Genomic DNA, 16,336 nt, shown 5'->3' with positions numbered 1-16,336 from the left:
CAAAACACTTTTGGGAAAGCTCCGTGGGTTCTGGCCTGCCGTCATGACGGGCGCGAGCGCCGGTGGCGGCTGCGCATGCCGCGACCGCCTGGAGCGGTGAGGCGATGGCGGCCTCGGCGGGCAGTCGCGCCTACGTCGGCATGTCGCGCAGGGTCCAGATCGAGCATCTGGAGGCCTCCCTCGTCCGGCACGAGGCCGACATCGCCGACGGGCGGCTGGGACCGGAGTGGGTGGAGCCGTCCGGGATCAGCGACCTGATGCCCCGTCTGACGCCCGAGTCCCTCGCCGAGCTCTGGGAGGTGGTCCACCGGAAGCTGGAGGAGCTGACCGCCCGCGACGCGGAGGATCCGCGCGCCGCGCAGGTCGTGCTCCTCACCGCCGGGCTGCCCCTGGCACCGCGTGAACCCGGCGTGGCCGGGAACGCGGACGGGAACGAGGACGCGGGGAGTGCGTCATGACCAGGGCGCCGGACGTCGCCGCCGCGGGCCGCCGCTACGTCACGGTCTGCGTGCTCTTCTGGCTGCCCATGGGACTGACCATCGCCCCGCTGATCCTGCTGTTCACCGAGCGCGGCATGACCATGGCGGCCATCGCGGGCTTCTTCGCCGCGCACTCGCTCACCGCCGCGGCGCTGGAACTGCCCACCGGAGGCCTGTCCGACGTGCTGGGACGCCGGGCCGTCCTCGCCGCCGCGGGCCTGCTGAACCTGGCCGCCCTGGCCCTCCAGGGCCTGGGCACCTCTCCCTGGGTGCTCGGTCTGGGCATGGTGCTGATGGGTACGGGCCGGGCCCTGTCCAGCGGCCCGGCCGAGGCCTGGTACGTCGACACCGTGCAGGCCCGCTCCGGTCCCGGTGCCGAGCTGCGCACCGGCCTGGCCCGCGGCTCCTCGGCGACGTCCGCCGCGCTCGCCGTGGGCACGCTGCTCGGCGGGGGCCTCCCCTGGCTGCTCGGGCACGGCCCCGGGGGGCCCGGCGCTTGGCTCGGCGGGGCCACCTCCGGGCTGGTGCTGCCCCTGTCCGTCCCGCTGCTGCTGGGCGCCGCGGTCGAGGTCGCCTTCGTGCTGTACGTCCTGACCGCGCTGCCCGAACCGCCCCGGCCGGCCGCCACCCTGCGGGGCGTGCTCCGGGGCATCCCGGGCACCGTCGCGGGCGGACTGCGCCTGGGCGGCCGCGACGCGACGGTCCGGCGGGTGTTCCTCAGCGCAGGGTCCGCCGGTGGCGCGCTGGCCCTGGTCGAACTGCTCACGCCGGGCCGGGCCGCGGCCCTCACGGGCGCATCGGAGTCGGGGGCGGTGCTCTTCGCGGCACTCGCCTGCACCGGATTCGTCTGCGCGGGGCTCGGCAGCCACCTCGCACCGCTGGCCGCCCGGCTGGCGGGCAGCGGCGAACGGGCGGTCCTGCTGGGCCTGGGCGCCGGCGCGAGCGGCCTGCTCCTGCTCGGCGCGACGGCGGCGTTCACGGGAGTGGCCTCCATGGTCCTCGCGGTCGCCGGATACGGCCTGGTCTACCTCGGGGTCGGCGCGGCGGGACCCAGCGAGAACGACCTCCTGCACCGCCGCGTCACCAGCGCGCACCGCGCCACCGCACTGTCCGTCCAGTCCCTCGCCCTGCAACTGGCGGGCGCCGTCACCGGCTTGGCCGCCGGCGCCTTGCGGCCGGGCCCGCTGCCCTGGCTGCTGGCAGGGGCCGTACTGCTGGCGGGCGCCCTCCTGTGGACCCGCCGCCCCGCTCCGGAACTGCCTACCGCCGCCTCCGGCAGGGCGGGCGACGGCGAAGCGGTCGCATCAGGCGTCGGCCGTCGCCTCTAGGGCCTGTGGCGACTCGTCGCAGATGCCGAAGCCCTGGCGCCGCAGTGGCTAGGCGACTTCCTCCGGGAGCGCACCACCGCGGTCGCCGCCCTCTGCGGGGCAGCCGCCCCCGGCGCTGGGGGCGGGGGTGGCGCCGAGGCTGGCCAGGAGGCGCAGGTTGTCGTGGGCGGCGGTGCCGGGGGCGGCTGACTGCACGACCAGTTCCGTGCCCGTGGCGTCCGGGAGGGCGAAGTTCTCCTGGTGCACTTCCAGGGGGCCGACCGAGGGGTGCTGGTACGTCTTGCGGCCGTGGGTGCGGGTGCGGACGTCGGCCCGTACCCACAGCCGGCGGAAGCGGTCGCTGCGCATGGCGAGTTCACCGATGAGAGCGGCCAGCTCGGGGTCGTCGGGGTGGTGCCCGGCCGACAGGCGCAGATGGCCGACGGTGTCGAGGGTGCAGGCCTCCCAGTCGGCGAACAGCGCCCGTCCCTCCTCGGACAGGAAGACGTGCCGCGCGATGTTCAGTCCCTGCAGCCGGCGCCCGTAGAGCAGGTCGGCGAGCCGGTTGGCGGCCAGCACCGTCATACGGTGGTCGATCAGGAACGCGGGGGCGTCGGCGACGAGGTCCAGCACCCGCAGCAGTTCGGGGCGCGGCCGCGCCGCGGATGCCCGCCGTGGCGCGTGCGCCGGCCGGTGGGCGAGCCGGTGCAGGTGCTCGCGTTCCACCCCGTCCAGGCCGAGCGCCCGCGCGAGCGCGTCGAGGACCTGCGCCGAGGGCTGGCGGGCCCGCCCCTGCTCCAGGCGGACGTAGTAGTCGACGCTCACTCCCGACAGGTGCGCGACCTCCTCGCGCCGCAGCCCGCTGACGCGGCGGCGCGCGTCGGTGGGGATGCCGACGGTTTCCGGGAGGACCCGGGCCCGCCGTGTGCGAAGGAAGGCAGCCAGTTCGTCCATCGCTCCAGTATCCGCACCGGAGCCGCCCGTTGGGTGGCCCTGCCGGTACCAGGAAGTCCGGTCCTACGGAAAGGGCGTCCCTGAATCGCGGCGCCGAAGCCCGCGAGGATCGGCACCACATCGACTCAAGGAGCAGAGATGAACGTCTTCATCGTGCACGCCCACCCCGAGCGGCGGTCGCTGAACGGGGCGCTCACCGACATCGCGGTGGACACGCTGACCGGCGCGGGTCACCAGGTGCGGGTCAGTGATCTGTACGCGATGCGCTGGAAGTCCGCCGTGGACGCCGACGACTTCGGGGCCGCCGCCTCCAGCCCGCTGGACGTGGTCCACGATTCCGGGCGGGCCTTCGAAACCCGTGCGCTGACCGCCGACGTCCTCGCCGAGCAGGAGAAACTGCGGTGGGCCGACACCGTGATCCTCCAGTTCCCGCTGTGGTGGTACACGATGCCGGCGATCCTCAAGGGCTGGGTGGACCGCGTGTTCAGCTACGGTTTCGGCTACGGCGTGGGCGAGCACGACGAGACGCGGTACGGCGACCGCTTCGGCGAGGGAGCTCTCGAAGGCAAGCGCGCCATGCTGTCGGTCACGGTCGGCGGGCCCGGATCCCACTACTCCGACCGCGGCATCAACGGGCCCATGGACGACCTGCTGTACCCGATCCAGCACGGCATCCTCTACCACCCGGGGATGGAGGTGCTGCCGCCCTTCGTCCTGTACCGCGCGGGCCGGCTGTCAGCGGAGGCCTTCGCCGACGCGGCCGAGCAGTGGAAGGAGCGGCTGCTGACCCTGGAGGACACCGACCCCGTCCCGTACCGCAGCCAGAACGGCGGGGACTACGAGATTCCGGCGGTGCGGCTGCGCGAGGGACTGGAGTCGCCGGGCCGCAGCGGTTTCGGACTGCACGTACGCGGCTGAACGGTCCGTCAGCCGGCGGGGGTGCCGACCGTGAGGCTGATGCGGCGGTGTTCCAGGTCCACGTCGATGAGGGTGGCCAGGACCTCGGCGCCGAGCTCCACCGCCGGGGCCGGGCCAGCGGACTCCGTGTGGTGGGCCAGGCCCTCGATGCCCGGGGCGAGCCGGACGAACACGCCGAACGGAGCCAGCCTGGTGACGGTGCCGGGGAGGGTGTCGCCGGGCCGGTGGGTGGTCGCGAAGAGCGGCCACGGGTCGGTGTGGAGCGCTTTGACGGACAGGCTCACGCGCTCCCGTTCCCAGTCGACGTGGAGGACCTCGGCGCGGATCCGGCGGCCGACCGGGGCGACGTCGTCCACGGACTCGAAGGGCTTCCAGGACATCTCGGGAACGCGCAGGAAGCCGAGGGCGTGGCCCCGTTCGTGGTCCAGGTGCACGTGCACCCCGACGTCGTCGAGCCCGCTGGCGACGGTTCCCGTCACCACGTCGCCGGCGCGCAGCGAACACAGCAGGGTGCGACGCTCGTCCGCCGGGGTGCGGTTGGTGCGCCAGCGGGCCCGTACGAGGCCGTCGGCATCCGGCAGCACGCCGGCGAGCAGGGGGCGGCGGCGGGCCAGGTCGACGGTTATCAGCGTCGCCCGGCGCCCCGGGCCGTCCAGGATCTGGGGGTGGGCGATGTCGGTCCGGCCCATCCACGGCTCGGCGACGCGGGCCCGCCGGAACCTGCCGTCCGCCTCCTGCTCGACGAGCAGGGCCGGGTGCTCCGCGCTCACGACGGACGCGCGCACCGCCGCGATGTCGTCGGTCAGGTCCGGCCACACCGCCAGCCGGGCCCTCGGCGTCAGCCCCGCGCGGAGGGCCGTGACCTGGTCGGCGGTGGTCGGACGGTGCCAGCGGTAGGCGTTGGCGACGTACCGTTCCTCCAGCAGTACCGCACCGCGGTCGGCGACGAGGGAGTGCAGCTCGTCCCAGAACGCGGCGTCGGCGGCCGGCTGGTCGTCGGTTTCGTCCAGGGCGGGGTCGTAGGGGGACCGTTCGACGGGCTCGGCGAACAGTCCGAGCCGGCGGGCGCGCGCCGCGGCATCGTCGAACGGACGGGGGCCGCCGCCCGCGTAGAGGTCGTCCCGTTCGCCGACGTGGAGGAAGAATCCGCTCTCGGTGCGCAGGCGGCACCAGGCGCCCTCGCGCAGCACCATGGCCCGTACCAGGCCCAGCGCGGTCGCGACCGGCACGCGCGCGCCGTCGTGGAATCCGGTCAGGTCGGGCGGGAAGAGCCCGGTCAGTCCCTGCCCTTGCCACGCCAGGTGGTCGGAGAAGGAGAAGAACCCCGTCGGCATCGGGTTGTCGATCAGCAGGTGGTGGACGCCGGCGTCGAGCACGAAACCGGCCGCCGCGGCGACGTACGCCGCGGCCACCTGCTGGCGTTCGTCGGGGGCGATGGCGGTGGCGCCGCGGCGCGCGGGTTCGTGGCCGGCGGGGTCGTGGGGGGTGATCCGGTACACGGAGCGCGGCATCTCAGCACCCGGCCCGGCTCGGAGTCGCCGCGGGGGCCGGTCGCGGGTGGGGAGGAGAATCGATCACGCGCCCGAGCCTACGCAGCCCCGTGCACGTCCGGAAGCGCCTGGGCGCCGACAGCGGTCCCGAGGTTCGTCGCCGGGGCCGACACCGCCGGGAGCCCCGTACAGTGTGCGCTTCGCGGCACGGAGCACGGCCGGAGGGGGATGTCCGACATGGCGCACGAGACGGGGACGAGGGGTCGCGGCCGCGGAGCGGGAGGCCCTGACGTGGCGTCGGTCCTGCGGTTCGCCACGGAGTTGTGCGCGTGGGTGGCGACGCCGTGGGCGCTGGCGTCCTGGTCGGTCGTGGCGGCGGTGGCCGCCGTGGTGCTGCTGATCGGGCTGCCGACCGTGTTCGCCACTCCCGGGGACAAGAAGCAGGTGCTCGTCGCCGTTCCGGGGGCGGTCACCGTGGGTCTGGTCCTGCTCCAACTGGTCGCCGCCGTCGTCGCGTCCTGGACGGCCTGGCCGGTGTGGGCGGCCACGACGGTGACCGTACTGGCCACCGCCTGCCTGTGGACGGAGCGCGCCCGCCGGCGCCGCCTGCTGCACGGCGCCGCCTGAGGGGTGCGGGAGCGGCGCGGGGGCCGTTTGCGGGGCTTCCGGCGATCCGTCGTCCGGGTCCTGGTCAACCGCAGTCGCCGAGGACCGGCCCGGATCCGTCGGAGCCGTACATGGCCCACACCATGAACAGCTCCAGCAGGATCGCCGGCACGTTGAGCGAGACGCTGACGAAGGCCAGCAGCCCGGGCCAGGTGTCCCGGGGCCGGACCTCGTGGCGGCCGCGGAGCCGCCGGGCGAGCAGCACGCACACGACCACCGCCGACAGCCCGAGGCCCAGCCCCGCCCATCCGGCGACGTGTTTGTCATCAGTACCAATTCGCACGGGGCTGGACGCTGCGGTGCAGTGTGGCACGCACCCGTGTACGCGCCCACGGCGCGGCCATCCCCCCGCCCTGCCCGGGGTGATGTCAGTGCCGGTCGGCATGATGGTGGGCATGAGCCACAACATCGCGTACTCCACCGCCGACCAGGCCCACGTGCTGGCCTTCCTCGGGTCCAACGGCAGTCTCACGGAGGACCAGTTGCGCCGTCTCGACGGCATGCGCGGGGACGCCCGGGCCCAGCAGGACGATCTGGACCGTCAGGGCGTCGACTGGGGGCTGTCCGTCCCCGAGGCCCTCGACCACCTCATAGCGGGTCACACCGGTTCGGACGCACCGTGTGCCGGCAACGCCTACACCGCGGCCCTGCAGCACATCATCGACCACAACGCCTCCGACCCGTCCCAACTCGGCACCTACTCCCGGCCCGCCACGTTCTTCGGTCTGGTCGGCGACGAGATGCGCCGGCTCGGTGTGCCCGCGGACCTCCTCCCCCAGGGCTACCTGTACGGCGAACTGCCCGACGGGTTTCCCTCCGTCCCCGGTTCCGTGGACGGATACCCCGCCATAGGCCACCTGCCGCTGGCCAAGGCGAAGCCCGCCGCCGATGCCTACCGCGCCGTCCTCGACGACATGAACCCTGACTTCCGTTACGACGTCCGGGAACTCATCGAGAAGCTCGACTTCGAGCACGGGGAATGGGAGTTCGCCACGGAGAAGCTCGACTGGTACACACAGGACATGATCTTCTTCAAGCTCACCTGACCCCCGCTTCGGCACAGAGAGAGGAACCAGTCGATCAGGATGGACGGAACCGATGTGATGACCGTGCTCGTGCGTGCCTGTCTGCGTGACGGCACCGGCGGCAGCCCCACCGCCGTCGTGCTGGACGACGGACGGCTGAGCGATGCGGAGCGCCGGCGCCTGCCCGTGGAACACGGGACCTCGCACGCGGTCTTCCTCCGCATACCCGACCCCGCGGCCGGGCGGGCCGTCATCGGAATGCGCTTCTTCACGGCCGAAGGCGAACTGCCCGCCTGCGGCCACGGCACCGTCGCCGCGCTGGCCTTCCTCGCCGGCCGGGCCGGAACCGAGGGGAGCTACCGGGCCACCTTCCGCACGGGCAGCCGCGTCTTCGCGGGCTGGGCGGAACGCCACGGGGCGCACATGGCGACCGCCTTCGACCCGGGACCCGTCGACCTGCGTCCGGCCGGCGCCGTGGAGCGGGACTCGGTGCTCGGCGCGCTGGGCATCGCCCCGGAGGCGGCCGGGACGGAGGTACGGGTGGCGGGGGTGGGCCGGGAGCGCTTGCTGGTGCCCGTGGCCGGCCGGGCCGTACTCGAGGCCCTGGAACCGGACTTCGAACGGCTCCGCGATGCCTGCGACCGTCTGGGGCTCCTGGGCGCGTACGTCTACTCACCGCCCTCCCCCACGGGCGAGCTGGCGGCCCGTATGTTCGCACCCTCGATCGGGGTCCCGGAGGACATCGCGAACGCCAACAGCACCGCATGTCTGGCCGCCCACCTGGCCGGCCGGGGCATCATGGGGATCGCCGTCGACATGGGCGACGCCGTCGGCAGCCCGGCCACCGTCACCGCCACGGCACACCCCGGGCCCTCAGGCCCCCGGATCCGCGTGGGCGGCATCGCCGCGACCGCCTAGGAGTTGTCCGGCCGACCATGTGACGGGTCCGGGCAGGCCCCGCGACCGCTGCCCGCCCGGCTCAACCTGCCGCGACGGCCGGGAACGTCTCGGGCCGTACCGGCGCGGCGGGTTCCGCCGGGTGAGGAGCCGTCACTACGCTCGGTGCATGGCCGATACGTTCGATCACACTCCTGCGGTCTGGACCGCGGGGCAGCTGCGCTCCGTCCTCGCCGACGTTCCCGACGACACCCCCATCAACATCGGCGTCGCCGGCACACCCGGAGACTTCGACGAGTACGACGAGTTCGTCCTCGTGGGTGCCGAGCCCGTCGAAGTCGACCCCGGTGACGGCGACGCCGAAGCCGCCGGACCGCCGCAGGTCCAGTTCACGCTGTTCGCCGACGCCAAGGCTGGGGTGTACTACCTGGACATGGAGTGACGCGGACGGGCTTCGCGGCCTTCGCCCCCGGACGAAGGCCGCAACCGGAACCCTGCCCCTCGCCCGACGGGATCCTCCGGAGTCGCGCGGGGGCTCAGTGGCCGGTTCCGGTGCCGCGGTCGGGTGCGGTCATGTCCCCCGTCGCGGGCGTGCCGTCGGCCAGCCCGTAGCGCAGGAACACCGTGCCCTTGGGGCCGGCTGCCGGGGGTGCGAGGAGCCTGACGTTGGTGGGGACCGCGCCGCCGTCGAAGACCTTCTTCCCGACGCCGAGCACGATCGGGTGCAGCCAGAGGTCGAGGTGGTCGAAGAGCTTCTCGCGCAGGAGGGTCTGTACGAGGTTCAGGCTCCCGACGACCTTCACGTGCTCGTGCCGGTCCCGGATCTCCCGCACCGCGTCGGCCAGGTCCGGGCCGAGCTGCGTGGAGCCCGCCCAGGAGAGGTCGGGCGTGCCGCGCGAGGCCACGTACTTCGGGACGCGGTTGAAGAGGCCGGCGAACCCGTCGTCCTGGCCGCCCTCCTGGTGGGGCCAGTACGCGGCGAAGATGTCGTAGGTCTTCCGCCCGAGCAGGAGGGCGTCCGTGCCGTCGTAGGCGGCGGCGATCTGTTCCCCGGCGACCTCGTCGATCAGGGGCGCCTGCCAGCCGCCGAACGGGAACCCCTCCGGGTCCTCGTCGGGGCCGCCGGGCGCCTGCCCGACGAGGTCGAGTGTCGCGAACAGTTCGATGTCGATGTGGCCCATGGCGTGCTCCCGGTGCGTCGGTTCTCTCCGTCATAGAGATAGACCTGCGGCTGCGCGCGAACTCATCGCCGCGCCGGACATGCGGAGATCCCGGGCGCTGGCGTGGCAGCCGGCCGGAACGTTTCCTTCGCGGCGGGCGGCAAATATTGCCAGAACACTTCCGGAGCGATGCGACATGTGCAATTTTACATGTCACATGTCAAGAGCCCGTGTCCCCGCACGTGGCACAACGGCCCCGGAGGCCCCCACAGATGCGTCCCTTCCGGATATCGAAGGCCGGCGCGCGCAGACTCCCTGCGCTCGGCGCTGCCGTCTTCATCGCGCTCGGCCTGTTCGCACCACCGGGCCAGGCCGCCTCCGCCGGCGCCACGGCCCCGGCCGGCGCCAGGGCAGGCAGAACGGCGGCCCCGGCTCCGCGGTCGATCCCGGTCCCGAAGTCGCCCGACGCCCTGCGCAGCGGATCCCGCTTCCGGATCTCCTCGCAGGACGGCGCCGAGGAGTCCGCCCCGGCCCCCGCCCCCACCGTCAAGCCCGTCAAGGTCAACAGGGCCGACCGGCAGTCCGCGGCCGCCGCCGCGGACGGGTGCGGCGACCTCTCCGGCGTCATCAACGCCACGGGCGGCGCGTTGGTGCAGCAGCTCAAGACCCTCCCCCAGATCAGCTGCACCTACCCGCTGTTCGACCTCACCGGGGAGAACGCGCGGAAGGCCTTCCGCGAGGCCCAGATGGTGACCGTCGCCGACGCCCTGCGCGACGCCTCCGCCGGCTACGCGGGCGACAACGGCGCCGCCATCGGACAGCTGGTGCTGTTCCTGCGGGCCGGCTACTACGTGCAGGACAACCACGCCGACGCGGTCGGCGCCTACGGCACGGCGCTGGACGGCGCGGCCCGCAGCGCGCTGGACGCCTTCTTCGCCTCCCCGCACAGCAAGGACCTCACCGACGCCAACGGCGAGATCTTCAACGAGGCCGTCACGCTGATCGACAGCACCCGCACCGCCGGCCGGTACGCCGGTGTCGTGAAGTGGATGCTCGGCCGCTACGACGGCACGTGGCCCGGTCAGATGGACCTCGCCATGCAGCACGTCGAGCCGGTCGTCCAGAACGGCTTCAAGGCCAAGAACGACGACCGCGGCTGGCGGGCCGCCCTCAAGGCCGACCCCGCGATCCTCGACACCTGGGCCGGCTTCATCTCGCGCAACGACGCGCAGCTGAACCGCCTGGACGTCGTCAGCAACGTCGGCCGCTACCTCGGCTACGCCCTGGACGTCCCCGAGCTCAAGGACCGGGTGCGGCCGCTGCTGAAGGACCTGATCAACCGCTACCCGAACGTCGGCCCCACCGCGCCGATCACCATGAACCTGGGCTGGTACACGCGCCAGTACGACAAGGGCAACTGCGCGGCCTACGCCATCTGCGACCTGGGCGAGCGCGTGCTCCCGGCGATCCTGCCGGTCCAGCACACGTGCACCCCGGGCCTGAAGATCCGCGCCCAGGACATGTCCCCCGGCCAGCTGGCCGCCACCTGCACCAGCCTGGTCAACGAGGACGCCTACTTCCACCGCGTCATCGGCGACAAGGGCGCCCTCCCCGGTGACGTGAACACCAGCCTCGAAGTCGTGGTCTTCGACGACCACGCCCAGTACGCGCTGTACGCCTGGGCCATCTACGACATCGACGTCGACAACGGCGGCATGTACGAGGAGGGCAACCCGGCCGCCCCCGGCAACCAGGCCCGCTTCATCGCCCACGAGGCCGACTGGCTGCGCCCGGCCTTCCAGATCTGGAACCTCAACCACGAGTACACCCACTACCTCGACGGCCGCTACGACATGGCCGGCGACTTCGAGGCCGGCATGACCACGCCGACCGTCTGGTGGGTGGAGGGCATCGCCGAGAACATCTCCTACGGCTACCGGGGCGAGCGCAACGCCGACGCGATCGCCGAGGCCGGCAAGAAGACGTACAAGCTCAGCGAGCTGTTCGACACCGTCTACGGCCAGAACGAGGACCCCGCGGTCAACTCGAACCGGGTCTACCGCTGGGGCTTCCTCGCCGTCCGCTACATGCTCCAGGCGCACCGCGCCGACGTCGAGACCCTGCTCGGCAAGTACCGCACCGGTGACTGGAACGGCGCCCGCACCTTCCTGAAGCAGACCATCGGCACCGGTTACGACGCCGGCTTCGCCACCTGGCTCACGACCGCCTGCGCCACCGACGGCTGCGGCCCGCTGCCGGAGGCCCCGTCCACCCCGCTCTGCACCGCCGCCGACCCCCGTCAGTTCGACGGGAACTGCCGCCGGGACGGCCTCGCCGCCTCCGCCGGCGGCTACAGCTACCACTTCGTGTACCTGCCGGCCGGCGTCAAGCAGCTGACCATCACCAGCAGCGGCGGCACCGGCGACGCCGACCTGTACTACGGCGGGGCCGGCTGGGCCACCACCGCCGGCTACCAGGCGAAGTCCGCCCACGCCGGCAACGGCGAGACCCTGACGATCGACAACCCTCCGTCGGGCTGGGTCTACTTCAGCCTCGTCGGCGCGCGGGACTTCAGCGGGGTGAGCCTTTCGGCACAGTCCGGGTGAGCCGGCCCTCCGCCGCCCCGCCCGCGGGGCGGCGCTCCGGGCACCCCTCGTAATTCGTTCACCCATTCGATTAATCGCGGGCAGGCTCCGCCCGTCAGAGCGCTATACCCTCTTTGCCCGGATATTCTGGAAAGCGTGATCGACTCTGGACGGCCGCGACTCCCTCGGCGCTACGGCCGGGGGATGCTCGTGCGGCTGTCGCCGGTCATCCTGACCGTGGTGATCGCCAGCCTGGCCTACGCCACTCCCCCGGAGATGGCCTTCAGCCGCCTCCTGCCCGCGGCGCCGGCCCTGGCCGCCGCCATGTGGCCGGTCCTCCCCACCATCCTGCTCGGGACGGTCTGCCTGATCCTGATGATCGGCCTCAGCCTCGTCTTCCCCGATCTGGGAACGTGGTGGACGGCCGCGGGGATCATCGCCGTCACCGTGGCCGCCGCGTACGGAAGCCACCTCCGGCTCCAGCGGGAGCGCACCCTCTTCCAGGTGAGGCTCGTCGCCGACGCGGCACAGCAGGTGGTGCTGAGTCCCCTCCCGCGCCGCCTGGGGAACGTCGAGATCGAATCGCTGTACCTCGCGGCCGCGGCGGAGGCCAGCATCGGCGGAGACTTCTACGAGGTGGTCGACACGCCGTACGGGGTCAGGCTGCTCATCGGCGACGTCCGGGGCAAGGGCCTGCCGGCGGTGGGGGCTGCCGCGGCCATCGTCAACGCCTTCCGGGAGGCGGCGTACGGGGAGACCGACATGGTCGACGTCGCACGCCGCATGGACGCCAGCAGCACCCGCTACAACGCCGCCTTTCCCCCCGACGGGCCGATGGAGCGCTTCGCCACCGCCCTGCTCGCCGAGATCCCGCACGACGGGCGGCGCATCGACATCCTCAACTGCGGACACCCCCCGCCCCTGCTGCTGAACCGCAGGAAGCTCCGCGTCCTGGAACCCGCCACCCCCTCACCCCTGCTCAGCCTCGCGGAACTGATCGGCGATCACTACAGCGTCGACACCTTCGACTTCGCCCCCGGTGACCTGCTGCTCCTCTACACCGACGGGATCGCCGAGGCCCGCGCCCGGGACGGCGAGTTCTTCCCGCTGGCGGCCTGGATGCGCCGCCAGCCCCCGACGCCGCCCCGCGAACTGCTCACGGCCCTGCACCGCGACCTCCTGCACTACAGCCGAGGACGCCTCGACGACGACATCGCCGCCCTGGCCGTCCGTCTGTGCGAGCCCTGAGCCCGGCGCCCCGCGGACCCGGTCGGCCGGTCACCCGCCCCCGTGCGGCGGGAGTTCGGCGATGATCTCGGTGCCCAGTGCGTAGGCCGGCACGCCGGCGGTGATGAGCGCGGTCTCGGCGACGCCGAGGAGGTCGGCGATCTCCGCTCCGGCGTGGAGTGCGCCCCGGGCGTGGATCCGGGCGGGGTGGGCCCGGCCGAGGGCCAGCAGCTGCCCGAAGTGGACGAGCTGCTGCACCCGCGCCCCCAGCGGATTGCCGGTCAGCACGATGTGGCGCAGGGCCGCGAGCGCCTCTTCGGTCGGCAGCCGGCCGAACTCCTGCGCCAGGCGCAGCCGGTCCTGCACCCCGGCGGGCACGGTTCCGAGGGTGGTGCGGTACCGGTCGCGTACGGCCTCCGTGCGGGAGGCGAGGGTCTCGTCGCTCATGAGGCGACCCGCGCGATCGCGGCGCGCACGGCCTCCTGGGCGCCCGCGGGGAAGTCCACAGCCCCGCCGATGGCCGCGGCGGCGATCTCCGCTTCGGCGCTCTCCTCGATCGCCACCACCAGGTGGGCGGCGGCCGCGGCGTCCGGGCCGAACACCAGGAGGCCGTGGTTGGCCAGCAGGACCGCGGCCGTCGTGGGGCGCCGTTCCAGCACGTCGGCGATGCCGCGCACGGACACGTCCGATCCGCGAGGCCCCCAGGGGACGACGGGGATCTCCTCGGCCTGCCCGAAGCGCAGCATCGGCTCGGTGCGGCAGGGCAGCGGCCGGTGGGCCAGGGCGAACGCGGTCGCGGAGGGCGAGTGGGTGTGGATGACCGCGCCCACGTGGGGGCGGGCCCGGTACACGGCGCTGTGCATGGCGATGATCTCGGCGCTGACGGACTGCAGTTCGCCCGCGAGGACCTTGCCGTCGAAGCCGACGGTCGCCAGCTGTTCGGGCCGCAGGCCGCGGACGATGCCCGGCGTCAGCAGCAGGCGCTCGCCGTCGAGCCTGGCGCTCAGGTTGGCGTGCCCGGAGTGGGACATCACCCCGGCCGCGAAGAGCCCTTCGGCGGCTGCCACCAGTTGGCCGGCCCGTTCGTTTCGCATGTGCGCATCGCTCATGACGGTGTCTCCCAGTGTGCTGCCGGCGGCCGCTGGTCGGCCGCCGTTCACCTGCCGACCACTCTTCAACTTGAACTATGGTTTAAGTCAAATGCCGGCATCCGGCGAGGAGTACGAGGGGCGGAACAACGTGCGCATGACGATCGGCCGGCTGGCCGAGATCACCGGGGTGCCCGCTTCGGCCATCCGGTACTGGGAGCGCCACGGCCTGCTGCCCGAGCCCGAGCGGGCGAGCGGGCAGCGCCGGTACCCGCCGGAGGCCGCCGAGCGGATCACGGTGCTGCGCAAGTGCCAGCAGGCCGGGCTGACGCTCGTCGAGATCAAGGAGTTCCAGCGGGAACAGCCGCGCAGGGAGGCGATGATCCGCGCGAAGATCAGCGAGATCGAGCAGCGCATGGTCGATCTCGAACACGCGCATCAGCTGCTGACGCACGCCCTCAGGTGCGGCGAGGAGGACATCGTCCGGTGCCCGAAGTTCCGGGAGCAGATGGCCGCCTGGCAGACGGCGGGTCCGGCGCCGGCACCGTGAAGCGCGTGCGGGGGCGGGGCCCGGGCGTCCCGCCGGCCCCCACACGTACGAAGGCCCGCAGCCGGACCTGCCGGCTGCGGGCCGAAACGGCCGTGGACCCGTGGCGTCCGGGCCGTCGGACTGCTCCTCGGACTACTTCTTGGTCTCGTTGAGGCAGAGCACGAACTGCTTGCCCGACCTGCGGCGGGAGCCCCGGGTCTGCTCGTAGTAGCCCAGGTCCGACTTGCCCTCGCAGCGCTTCGTGTCCAGCGTGCCGGAGATCACCTCGACCACCTTGTACGTGGCCCCGGCAGTACCGCAGTCCACCACCTGCAGGTCCAGGCTCGCCGCCGTGGTCCCGTTGTTCTTCAGGCAGTCTCCGACCTCGGCGTGGTCGGCGTCGTCCTGGCTCAGGAAGTACCCCACCGCGCACGCGATGAGGACGAGCACGATGCCGATGCCCTTGAGGATCTTCATGATGCCGATGCCCCCGCTGCGGGCCGGCGGAGGCGGCGGCGGGGCGGACCACTGCTGCTGGGGCGGCGGCTGCATCTGCATCTGCTGCTGGGGCGGGTACATCTGCTGCTGCGGCGCTCCGCCGTACGGGGGCTGTGCCTGCTGCGGCGGGTACGCGTAGCCGGGCTGGGGCGGATACCCCTGCGGCTGCTGTGCGTACGGGCCGGGCTGGCCGTACGGGCCGGGGCCCTGCTGCGGCGGATAGGTCATACGGGAGTCCCCCAAGGATCGCGTTACGTCCGATTGACGTGGGCACGCTATAGCAATCGATCACCATTCCCGGAATCCGCGGCGGCCGGCGCTTCGGGCGCGGTCAGCGGTGGCCGGGGCGCAGGAGCGCGGCGGCTGCGGCCACGAAGGCCGTGGTCGCCTCCTTGGCGGCGTGCCGCAGGGCGTCCAGCTCGGCCCGAGTGGTGGCGTTGCGCAGGGCGTACGTGGCATCGGCGGCCGTCTGGGCGGCACCGGCCAACTCGGGTACCAGGACCTGGAGACGGACGTGGGGCGCGGTGACCGTCGCCCTCGTGTCGTGGGACTTCGTCTGGGCCTCCAGCTGGTGTTCGGCGCCGGCCTCGATCAGCGCCAGGCGCTCCCGGTGGAAGATCGCCGAGCGGTGCGCGTCCAGGGCTGCGGCGAATTCGGTGACGGCGGCCAGCTGGTCCTGGCGGTGGGCGTCGGCGCGCTGCTCGGCGCGGGCCGTGCGTGCGGCGCGGTGCTGGAGGAGACCGGCGGTCAGGGCTCCGGCCAGGGTGCCGAGTACGGCGATGATCGAAGACCACATGGACAGGGGGTCCTTTCGGGGCTGGGGCTGGGTCCGGGGGGCGTGATGGCGACGGCCGTCACATTTTCTTCGTGTCACATCCCGGGCCGCCGCCTTGTCCCCTCTGCAGAAGCGAGAGAAGGGACCTTCACGATGAAGTCCGTCATCGTCTGCACCTCCGTGTCTCACGGCAATACCCGTCGTGTCGCCGACACCATGGCCCGGGTCCTGGGCGCGCGGGTCGTCTCCCCCGAGGAGGCCGACCCCGCGGAGCTGGCCGGAGCCGGGCTCGTGGGATTCGGCTCGGGAGTCTTCTACGGGAGGCTCCACCCCGGCCTGACCGGCTTCGTGGAAGCCCTTCCCCCCGTGCACGGCCGGGCCTCCGTGTTCGCCACCAGCGGGCTGCCCGAGCTGCCTCCGGCGCCCTTCACCCGGCCCCTGGTCCGGCTCCTCACGGGCAAGGGCTTCCAGGTGGAGGGGAGCTTCTCGTGCCGGGCGTTCGACACCTGGACCCCGTTCAAGCTGGTCGGCGGCATCAACAAGCAGCGGCCGAACGGCGGGGACCTCGCCGCCGCGCGGGCGTTCGCCGAGCGGCTGCGGGACGGGAGCGGGCCGGGGTCCTGACCCTGACCCTGACCCGGGCCCTAGGGTCTGTCGTCAAAGTCCCGTCGTCGCCCGGAGGGCGGCCCCGCGGCGTCTGGTGCGTGCTCTCGGTGCGCCGGGCGCAAGACCTCGTAC

19 protein-coding genes are annotated in these 16,336 nt (G+C 72.9%); 11 read left to right on the top strand and 8 right to left on the bottom strand.

Annotated elements, in window-relative coordinates:
* The first annotated feature begins 62 nt into the window (after positions 1-62).
* Together AB0F18_RS07815 and AB0F18_RS07810 are read left to right on the top strand one after the other, a co-directional pair.
* Positions 63-458, top strand: coding sequence for a hypothetical protein (locus tag AB0F18_RS07815; RefSeq protein WP_362056099.1), 396 nt, complete (start codon positions 63-65; stop codon positions 456-458).
* Positions 455-1,807, top strand: a complete 1,353-nt coding sequence (locus AB0F18_RS07810; RefSeq protein ID WP_362056097.1) for an MFS transporter — start codon at positions 455-457, stop codon at positions 1,805-1,807. Before AB0F18_RS07815 ends, AB0F18_RS07810 begins: the two co-directional genes overlap by 4 nt.
* A 48-nt stretch (positions 1,808-1,855) precedes the next feature.
* Here the strand turns inward: AB0F18_RS07810 and AB0F18_RS07805 are convergent, their stop codons facing one another.
* Positions 1,856-2,740 (bottom strand): helix-turn-helix transcriptional regulator, encoded by an 885-nt coding sequence (locus AB0F18_RS07805; RefSeq protein ID WP_362056095.1) that lies wholly within the window; start codon positions 2,738-2,740, stop codon positions 1,856-1,858.
* 138 nt (positions 2,741-2,878) lie between these two features.
* Here AB0F18_RS07805 and AB0F18_RS07800 point away from each other — a divergent pair, with 138 nt between their 5' ends.
* Positions 2,879-3,658, top strand: coding sequence for an NAD(P)H-dependent oxidoreductase (locus tag AB0F18_RS07800; RefSeq protein WP_362056093.1), 780 nt, complete (start codon positions 2,879-2,881; stop codon positions 3,656-3,658).
* 8 nt (positions 3,659-3,666) lie between these two features.
* On the opposite strand, the gene AB0F18_RS07795 is transcribed toward AB0F18_RS07800, so the two are convergent.
* The gene (locus tag AB0F18_RS07795) at positions 3,667-5,169 is read right to left on the bottom strand and encodes a S1 RNA-binding domain-containing protein (protein WP_362056091.1); all 1,503 of its coding nucleotides are present in this window, start codon (positions 5,167-5,169) and stop codon (positions 3,667-3,669) included.
* Between the two features lie 207 nt (positions 5,170-5,376).
* Here AB0F18_RS07795 and AB0F18_RS07790 point away from each other — a divergent pair, with 207 nt between their 5' ends.
* The gene (locus AB0F18_RS07790) at positions 5,377-5,775 is read left to right on the top strand and encodes a hypothetical protein (protein ID WP_362056089.1); all 399 of its coding nucleotides are present in this window, start codon (positions 5,377-5,379) and stop codon (positions 5,773-5,775) included.
* A 64-nt stretch (positions 5,776-5,839) separates the two neighbouring features.
* On the opposite strand, the gene AB0F18_RS07785 is transcribed toward AB0F18_RS07790, so the two are convergent.
* A complete protein-coding gene (locus tag AB0F18_RS07785) occupies positions 5,840-6,097 on the bottom strand; it encodes a hypothetical protein (protein WP_362056087.1) in 258 nt (85 codons plus the stop codon).
* Positions 6,098-6,209: 112 nt separating this feature from the next.
* Here AB0F18_RS07785 and AB0F18_RS07780 point away from each other — a divergent pair, with 112 nt between their 5' ends.
* From AB0F18_RS07780 to AB0F18_RS07770, 3 genes are all read left to right on the top strand, one after another.
* Positions 6,210-6,860, top strand: a complete 651-nt coding sequence (locus AB0F18_RS07780; RefSeq protein WP_362056085.1) for a hypothetical protein — start codon at positions 6,210-6,212, stop codon at positions 6,858-6,860.
* 39 nt (positions 6,861-6,899) lie between these two features.
* Positions 6,900-7,757 carry a PhzF family phenazine biosynthesis protein gene (locus tag AB0F18_RS07775; RefSeq protein WP_362056083.1) on the top strand — a complete coding sequence of 286 codons (858 nt, stop codon included), beginning with the start codon at positions 6,900-6,902 and terminating at the stop codon, positions 7,755-7,757.
* Between the two features lie 148 nt (positions 7,758-7,905).
* Positions 7,906-8,178: a DUF6225 family protein gene (locus AB0F18_RS07770; RefSeq protein ID WP_362056081.1), complete on the top strand. Its 273-nt coding sequence runs from the start codon at positions 7,906-7,908 to the stop codon at positions 8,176-8,178.
* 94 nt (positions 8,179-8,272) lie between these two features.
* Here the strand turns inward: AB0F18_RS07770 and AB0F18_RS07765 are convergent, their stop codons facing one another.
* Positions 8,273-8,917 carry a dihydrofolate reductase family protein gene (locus tag AB0F18_RS07765; RefSeq protein WP_362056079.1) on the bottom strand — a complete coding sequence of 215 codons (645 nt, stop codon included), beginning with the start codon at positions 8,915-8,917 and terminating at the stop codon, positions 8,273-8,275.
* A gap of 251 nt (positions 8,918-9,168) precedes the next feature.
* On the opposite strand from AB0F18_RS07765, the gene AB0F18_RS07760 reads away from it, so the two are divergent.
* Positions 9,169-11,502, top strand: coding sequence for a collagenase (locus AB0F18_RS07760; RefSeq protein ID WP_362056077.1), 2,334 nt, complete (start codon positions 9,169-9,171; stop codon positions 11,500-11,502).
* Positions 11,503-11,637: 135 nt separating this feature from the next.
* On the top strand, positions 11,638-12,729 hold the full coding sequence (locus AB0F18_RS07755) for a PP2C family protein-serine/threonine phosphatase (protein WP_362056075.1): 1,092 nt from the start codon (positions 11,638-11,640) through the stop codon (positions 12,727-12,729).
* A 30-nt stretch (positions 12,730-12,759) separates the two neighbouring features.
* Here the strand turns inward: AB0F18_RS07755 and AB0F18_RS07750 are convergent, their stop codons facing one another.
* Entirely contained in the window at positions 12,760-13,155 is a 396-nt protein-coding gene (locus AB0F18_RS07750; protein WP_362056073.1) for a carboxymuconolactone decarboxylase family protein, read from the bottom strand.
* Entirely contained in the window at positions 13,152-13,817 is a 666-nt protein-coding gene (locus tag AB0F18_RS07745; RefSeq protein ID WP_362056071.1) for a class II aldolase/adducin family protein, read from the bottom strand. Before AB0F18_RS07745 ends, AB0F18_RS07750 begins: the two co-directional genes overlap by 4 nt.
* 91 nt (positions 13,818-13,908) lie before the next feature.
* On the opposite strand from AB0F18_RS07745, the gene AB0F18_RS07740 reads away from it, so the two are divergent.
* Positions 13,909-14,346: a MerR family transcriptional regulator gene (locus tag AB0F18_RS07740; protein WP_362056069.1), complete on the top strand. Its 438-nt coding sequence runs from the start codon at positions 13,909-13,911 to the stop codon at positions 14,344-14,346.
* A 132-nt stretch (positions 14,347-14,478) separates the two neighbouring features.
* On the opposite strand, the gene AB0F18_RS07735 is transcribed toward AB0F18_RS07740, so the two are convergent.
* Together AB0F18_RS07735 and AB0F18_RS07730 are read right to left on the bottom strand one after the other, a co-directional pair.
* Positions 14,479-15,051, bottom strand: coding sequence for a hypothetical protein (locus AB0F18_RS07735; protein WP_362056067.1), 573 nt, complete (start codon positions 15,049-15,051; stop codon positions 14,479-14,481).
* 103 nt (positions 15,052-15,154) lie between these two features.
* Positions 15,155-15,619: a protein kilB gene (locus AB0F18_RS07730; protein WP_362056065.1), complete on the bottom strand. Its 465-nt coding sequence runs from the start codon at positions 15,617-15,619 to the stop codon at positions 15,155-15,157.
* Positions 15,620-15,751: 132 nt separating this feature from the next.
* Here AB0F18_RS07730 and AB0F18_RS07725 point away from each other — a divergent pair, with 132 nt between their 5' ends.
* On the top strand, positions 15,752-16,222 hold the full coding sequence (locus AB0F18_RS07725) for a flavodoxin family protein (protein WP_362056063.1): 471 nt from the start codon (positions 15,752-15,754) through the stop codon (positions 16,220-16,222).
* Positions 16,223-16,336 lie beyond the last annotated feature (114 nt).

It is taken from the genome of Streptomyces sp. NPDC029216 (assembly GCF_040648015.1).
Classification (GTDB): Bacteria; Actinomycetota; Actinomycetes; order Streptomycetales; family Streptomycetaceae; genus Streptomyces.
This window is presented reverse-complemented; position numbering and strand designations above follow the sequence as displayed.

Excerpts from the sequence above, each read along its gene's own strand:
- AB0F18_RS07810 (WP_362056097.1), top strand. The coding sequence starts at position 455 with ATGACCAGGGCGCCGGACGTCGCCGCCGCGGGCCGCCGCTACGTCACG.
- AB0F18_RS07805 (WP_362056095.1), bottom strand. The coding sequence starts at position 2,740 with ATGGACGAACTGGCTGCCTTCCTTCGCACACGGCGGGCCCGGGTCCTC.
- AB0F18_RS07800 (WP_362056093.1), top strand. The coding sequence starts at position 2,879 with ATGAACGTCTTCATCGTGCACGCCCACCCCGAGCGGCGGTCGCTGAAC.
- AB0F18_RS07795 (WP_362056091.1), bottom strand. The coding sequence starts at position 5,169 with ATGCCGCGCTCCGTGTACCGGATCACCCCCCACGACCCCGCCGGCCAC.
- AB0F18_RS07790 (WP_362056089.1), top strand. The coding sequence starts at position 5,377 with ATGTCCGACATGGCGCACGAGACGGGGACGAGGGGTCGCGGCCGCGGA.
- AB0F18_RS07780 (WP_362056085.1), top strand. The coding sequence starts at position 6,210 with ATGAGCCACAACATCGCGTACTCCACCGCCGACCAGGCCCACGTGCTG.
- AB0F18_RS07775 (WP_362056083.1), top strand. The coding sequence starts at position 6,900 with ATGGACGGAACCGATGTGATGACCGTGCTCGTGCGTGCCTGTCTGCGT.
- AB0F18_RS07770 (WP_362056081.1), top strand. The coding sequence starts at position 7,906 with ATGGCCGATACGTTCGATCACACTCCTGCGGTCTGGACCGCGGGGCAG.
- AB0F18_RS07765 (WP_362056079.1), bottom strand. The coding sequence starts at position 8,917 with ATGGGCCACATCGACATCGAACTGTTCGCGACACTCGACCTCGTCGGG.
- AB0F18_RS07760 (WP_362056077.1), top strand. The coding sequence starts at position 9,169 with ATGCGTCCCTTCCGGATATCGAAGGCCGGCGCGCGCAGACTCCCTGCG.
- AB0F18_RS07750 (WP_362056073.1), bottom strand. The coding sequence starts at position 13,155 with ATGAGCGACGAGACCCTCGCCTCCCGCACGGAGGCCGTACGCGACCGG.
- AB0F18_RS07745 (WP_362056071.1), bottom strand. The coding sequence starts at position 13,817 with ATGAGCGATGCGCACATGCGAAACGAACGGGCCGGCCAACTGGTGGCA.
- AB0F18_RS07740 (WP_362056069.1), top strand. The coding sequence starts at position 13,909 with ATGCCGGCATCCGGCGAGGAGTACGAGGGGCGGAACAACGTGCGCATG.
- AB0F18_RS07735 (WP_362056067.1), bottom strand. The coding sequence starts at position 15,051 with ATGACCTATCCGCCGCAGCAGGGCCCCGGCCCGTACGGCCAGCCCGGC.
- AB0F18_RS07730 (WP_362056065.1), bottom strand. The coding sequence starts at position 15,619 with ATGTGGTCTTCGATCATCGCCGTACTCGGCACCCTGGCCGGAGCCCTG.
- AB0F18_RS07725 (WP_362056063.1), top strand. The coding sequence starts at position 15,752 with ATGAAGTCCGTCATCGTCTGCACCTCCGTGTCTCACGGCAATACCCGT.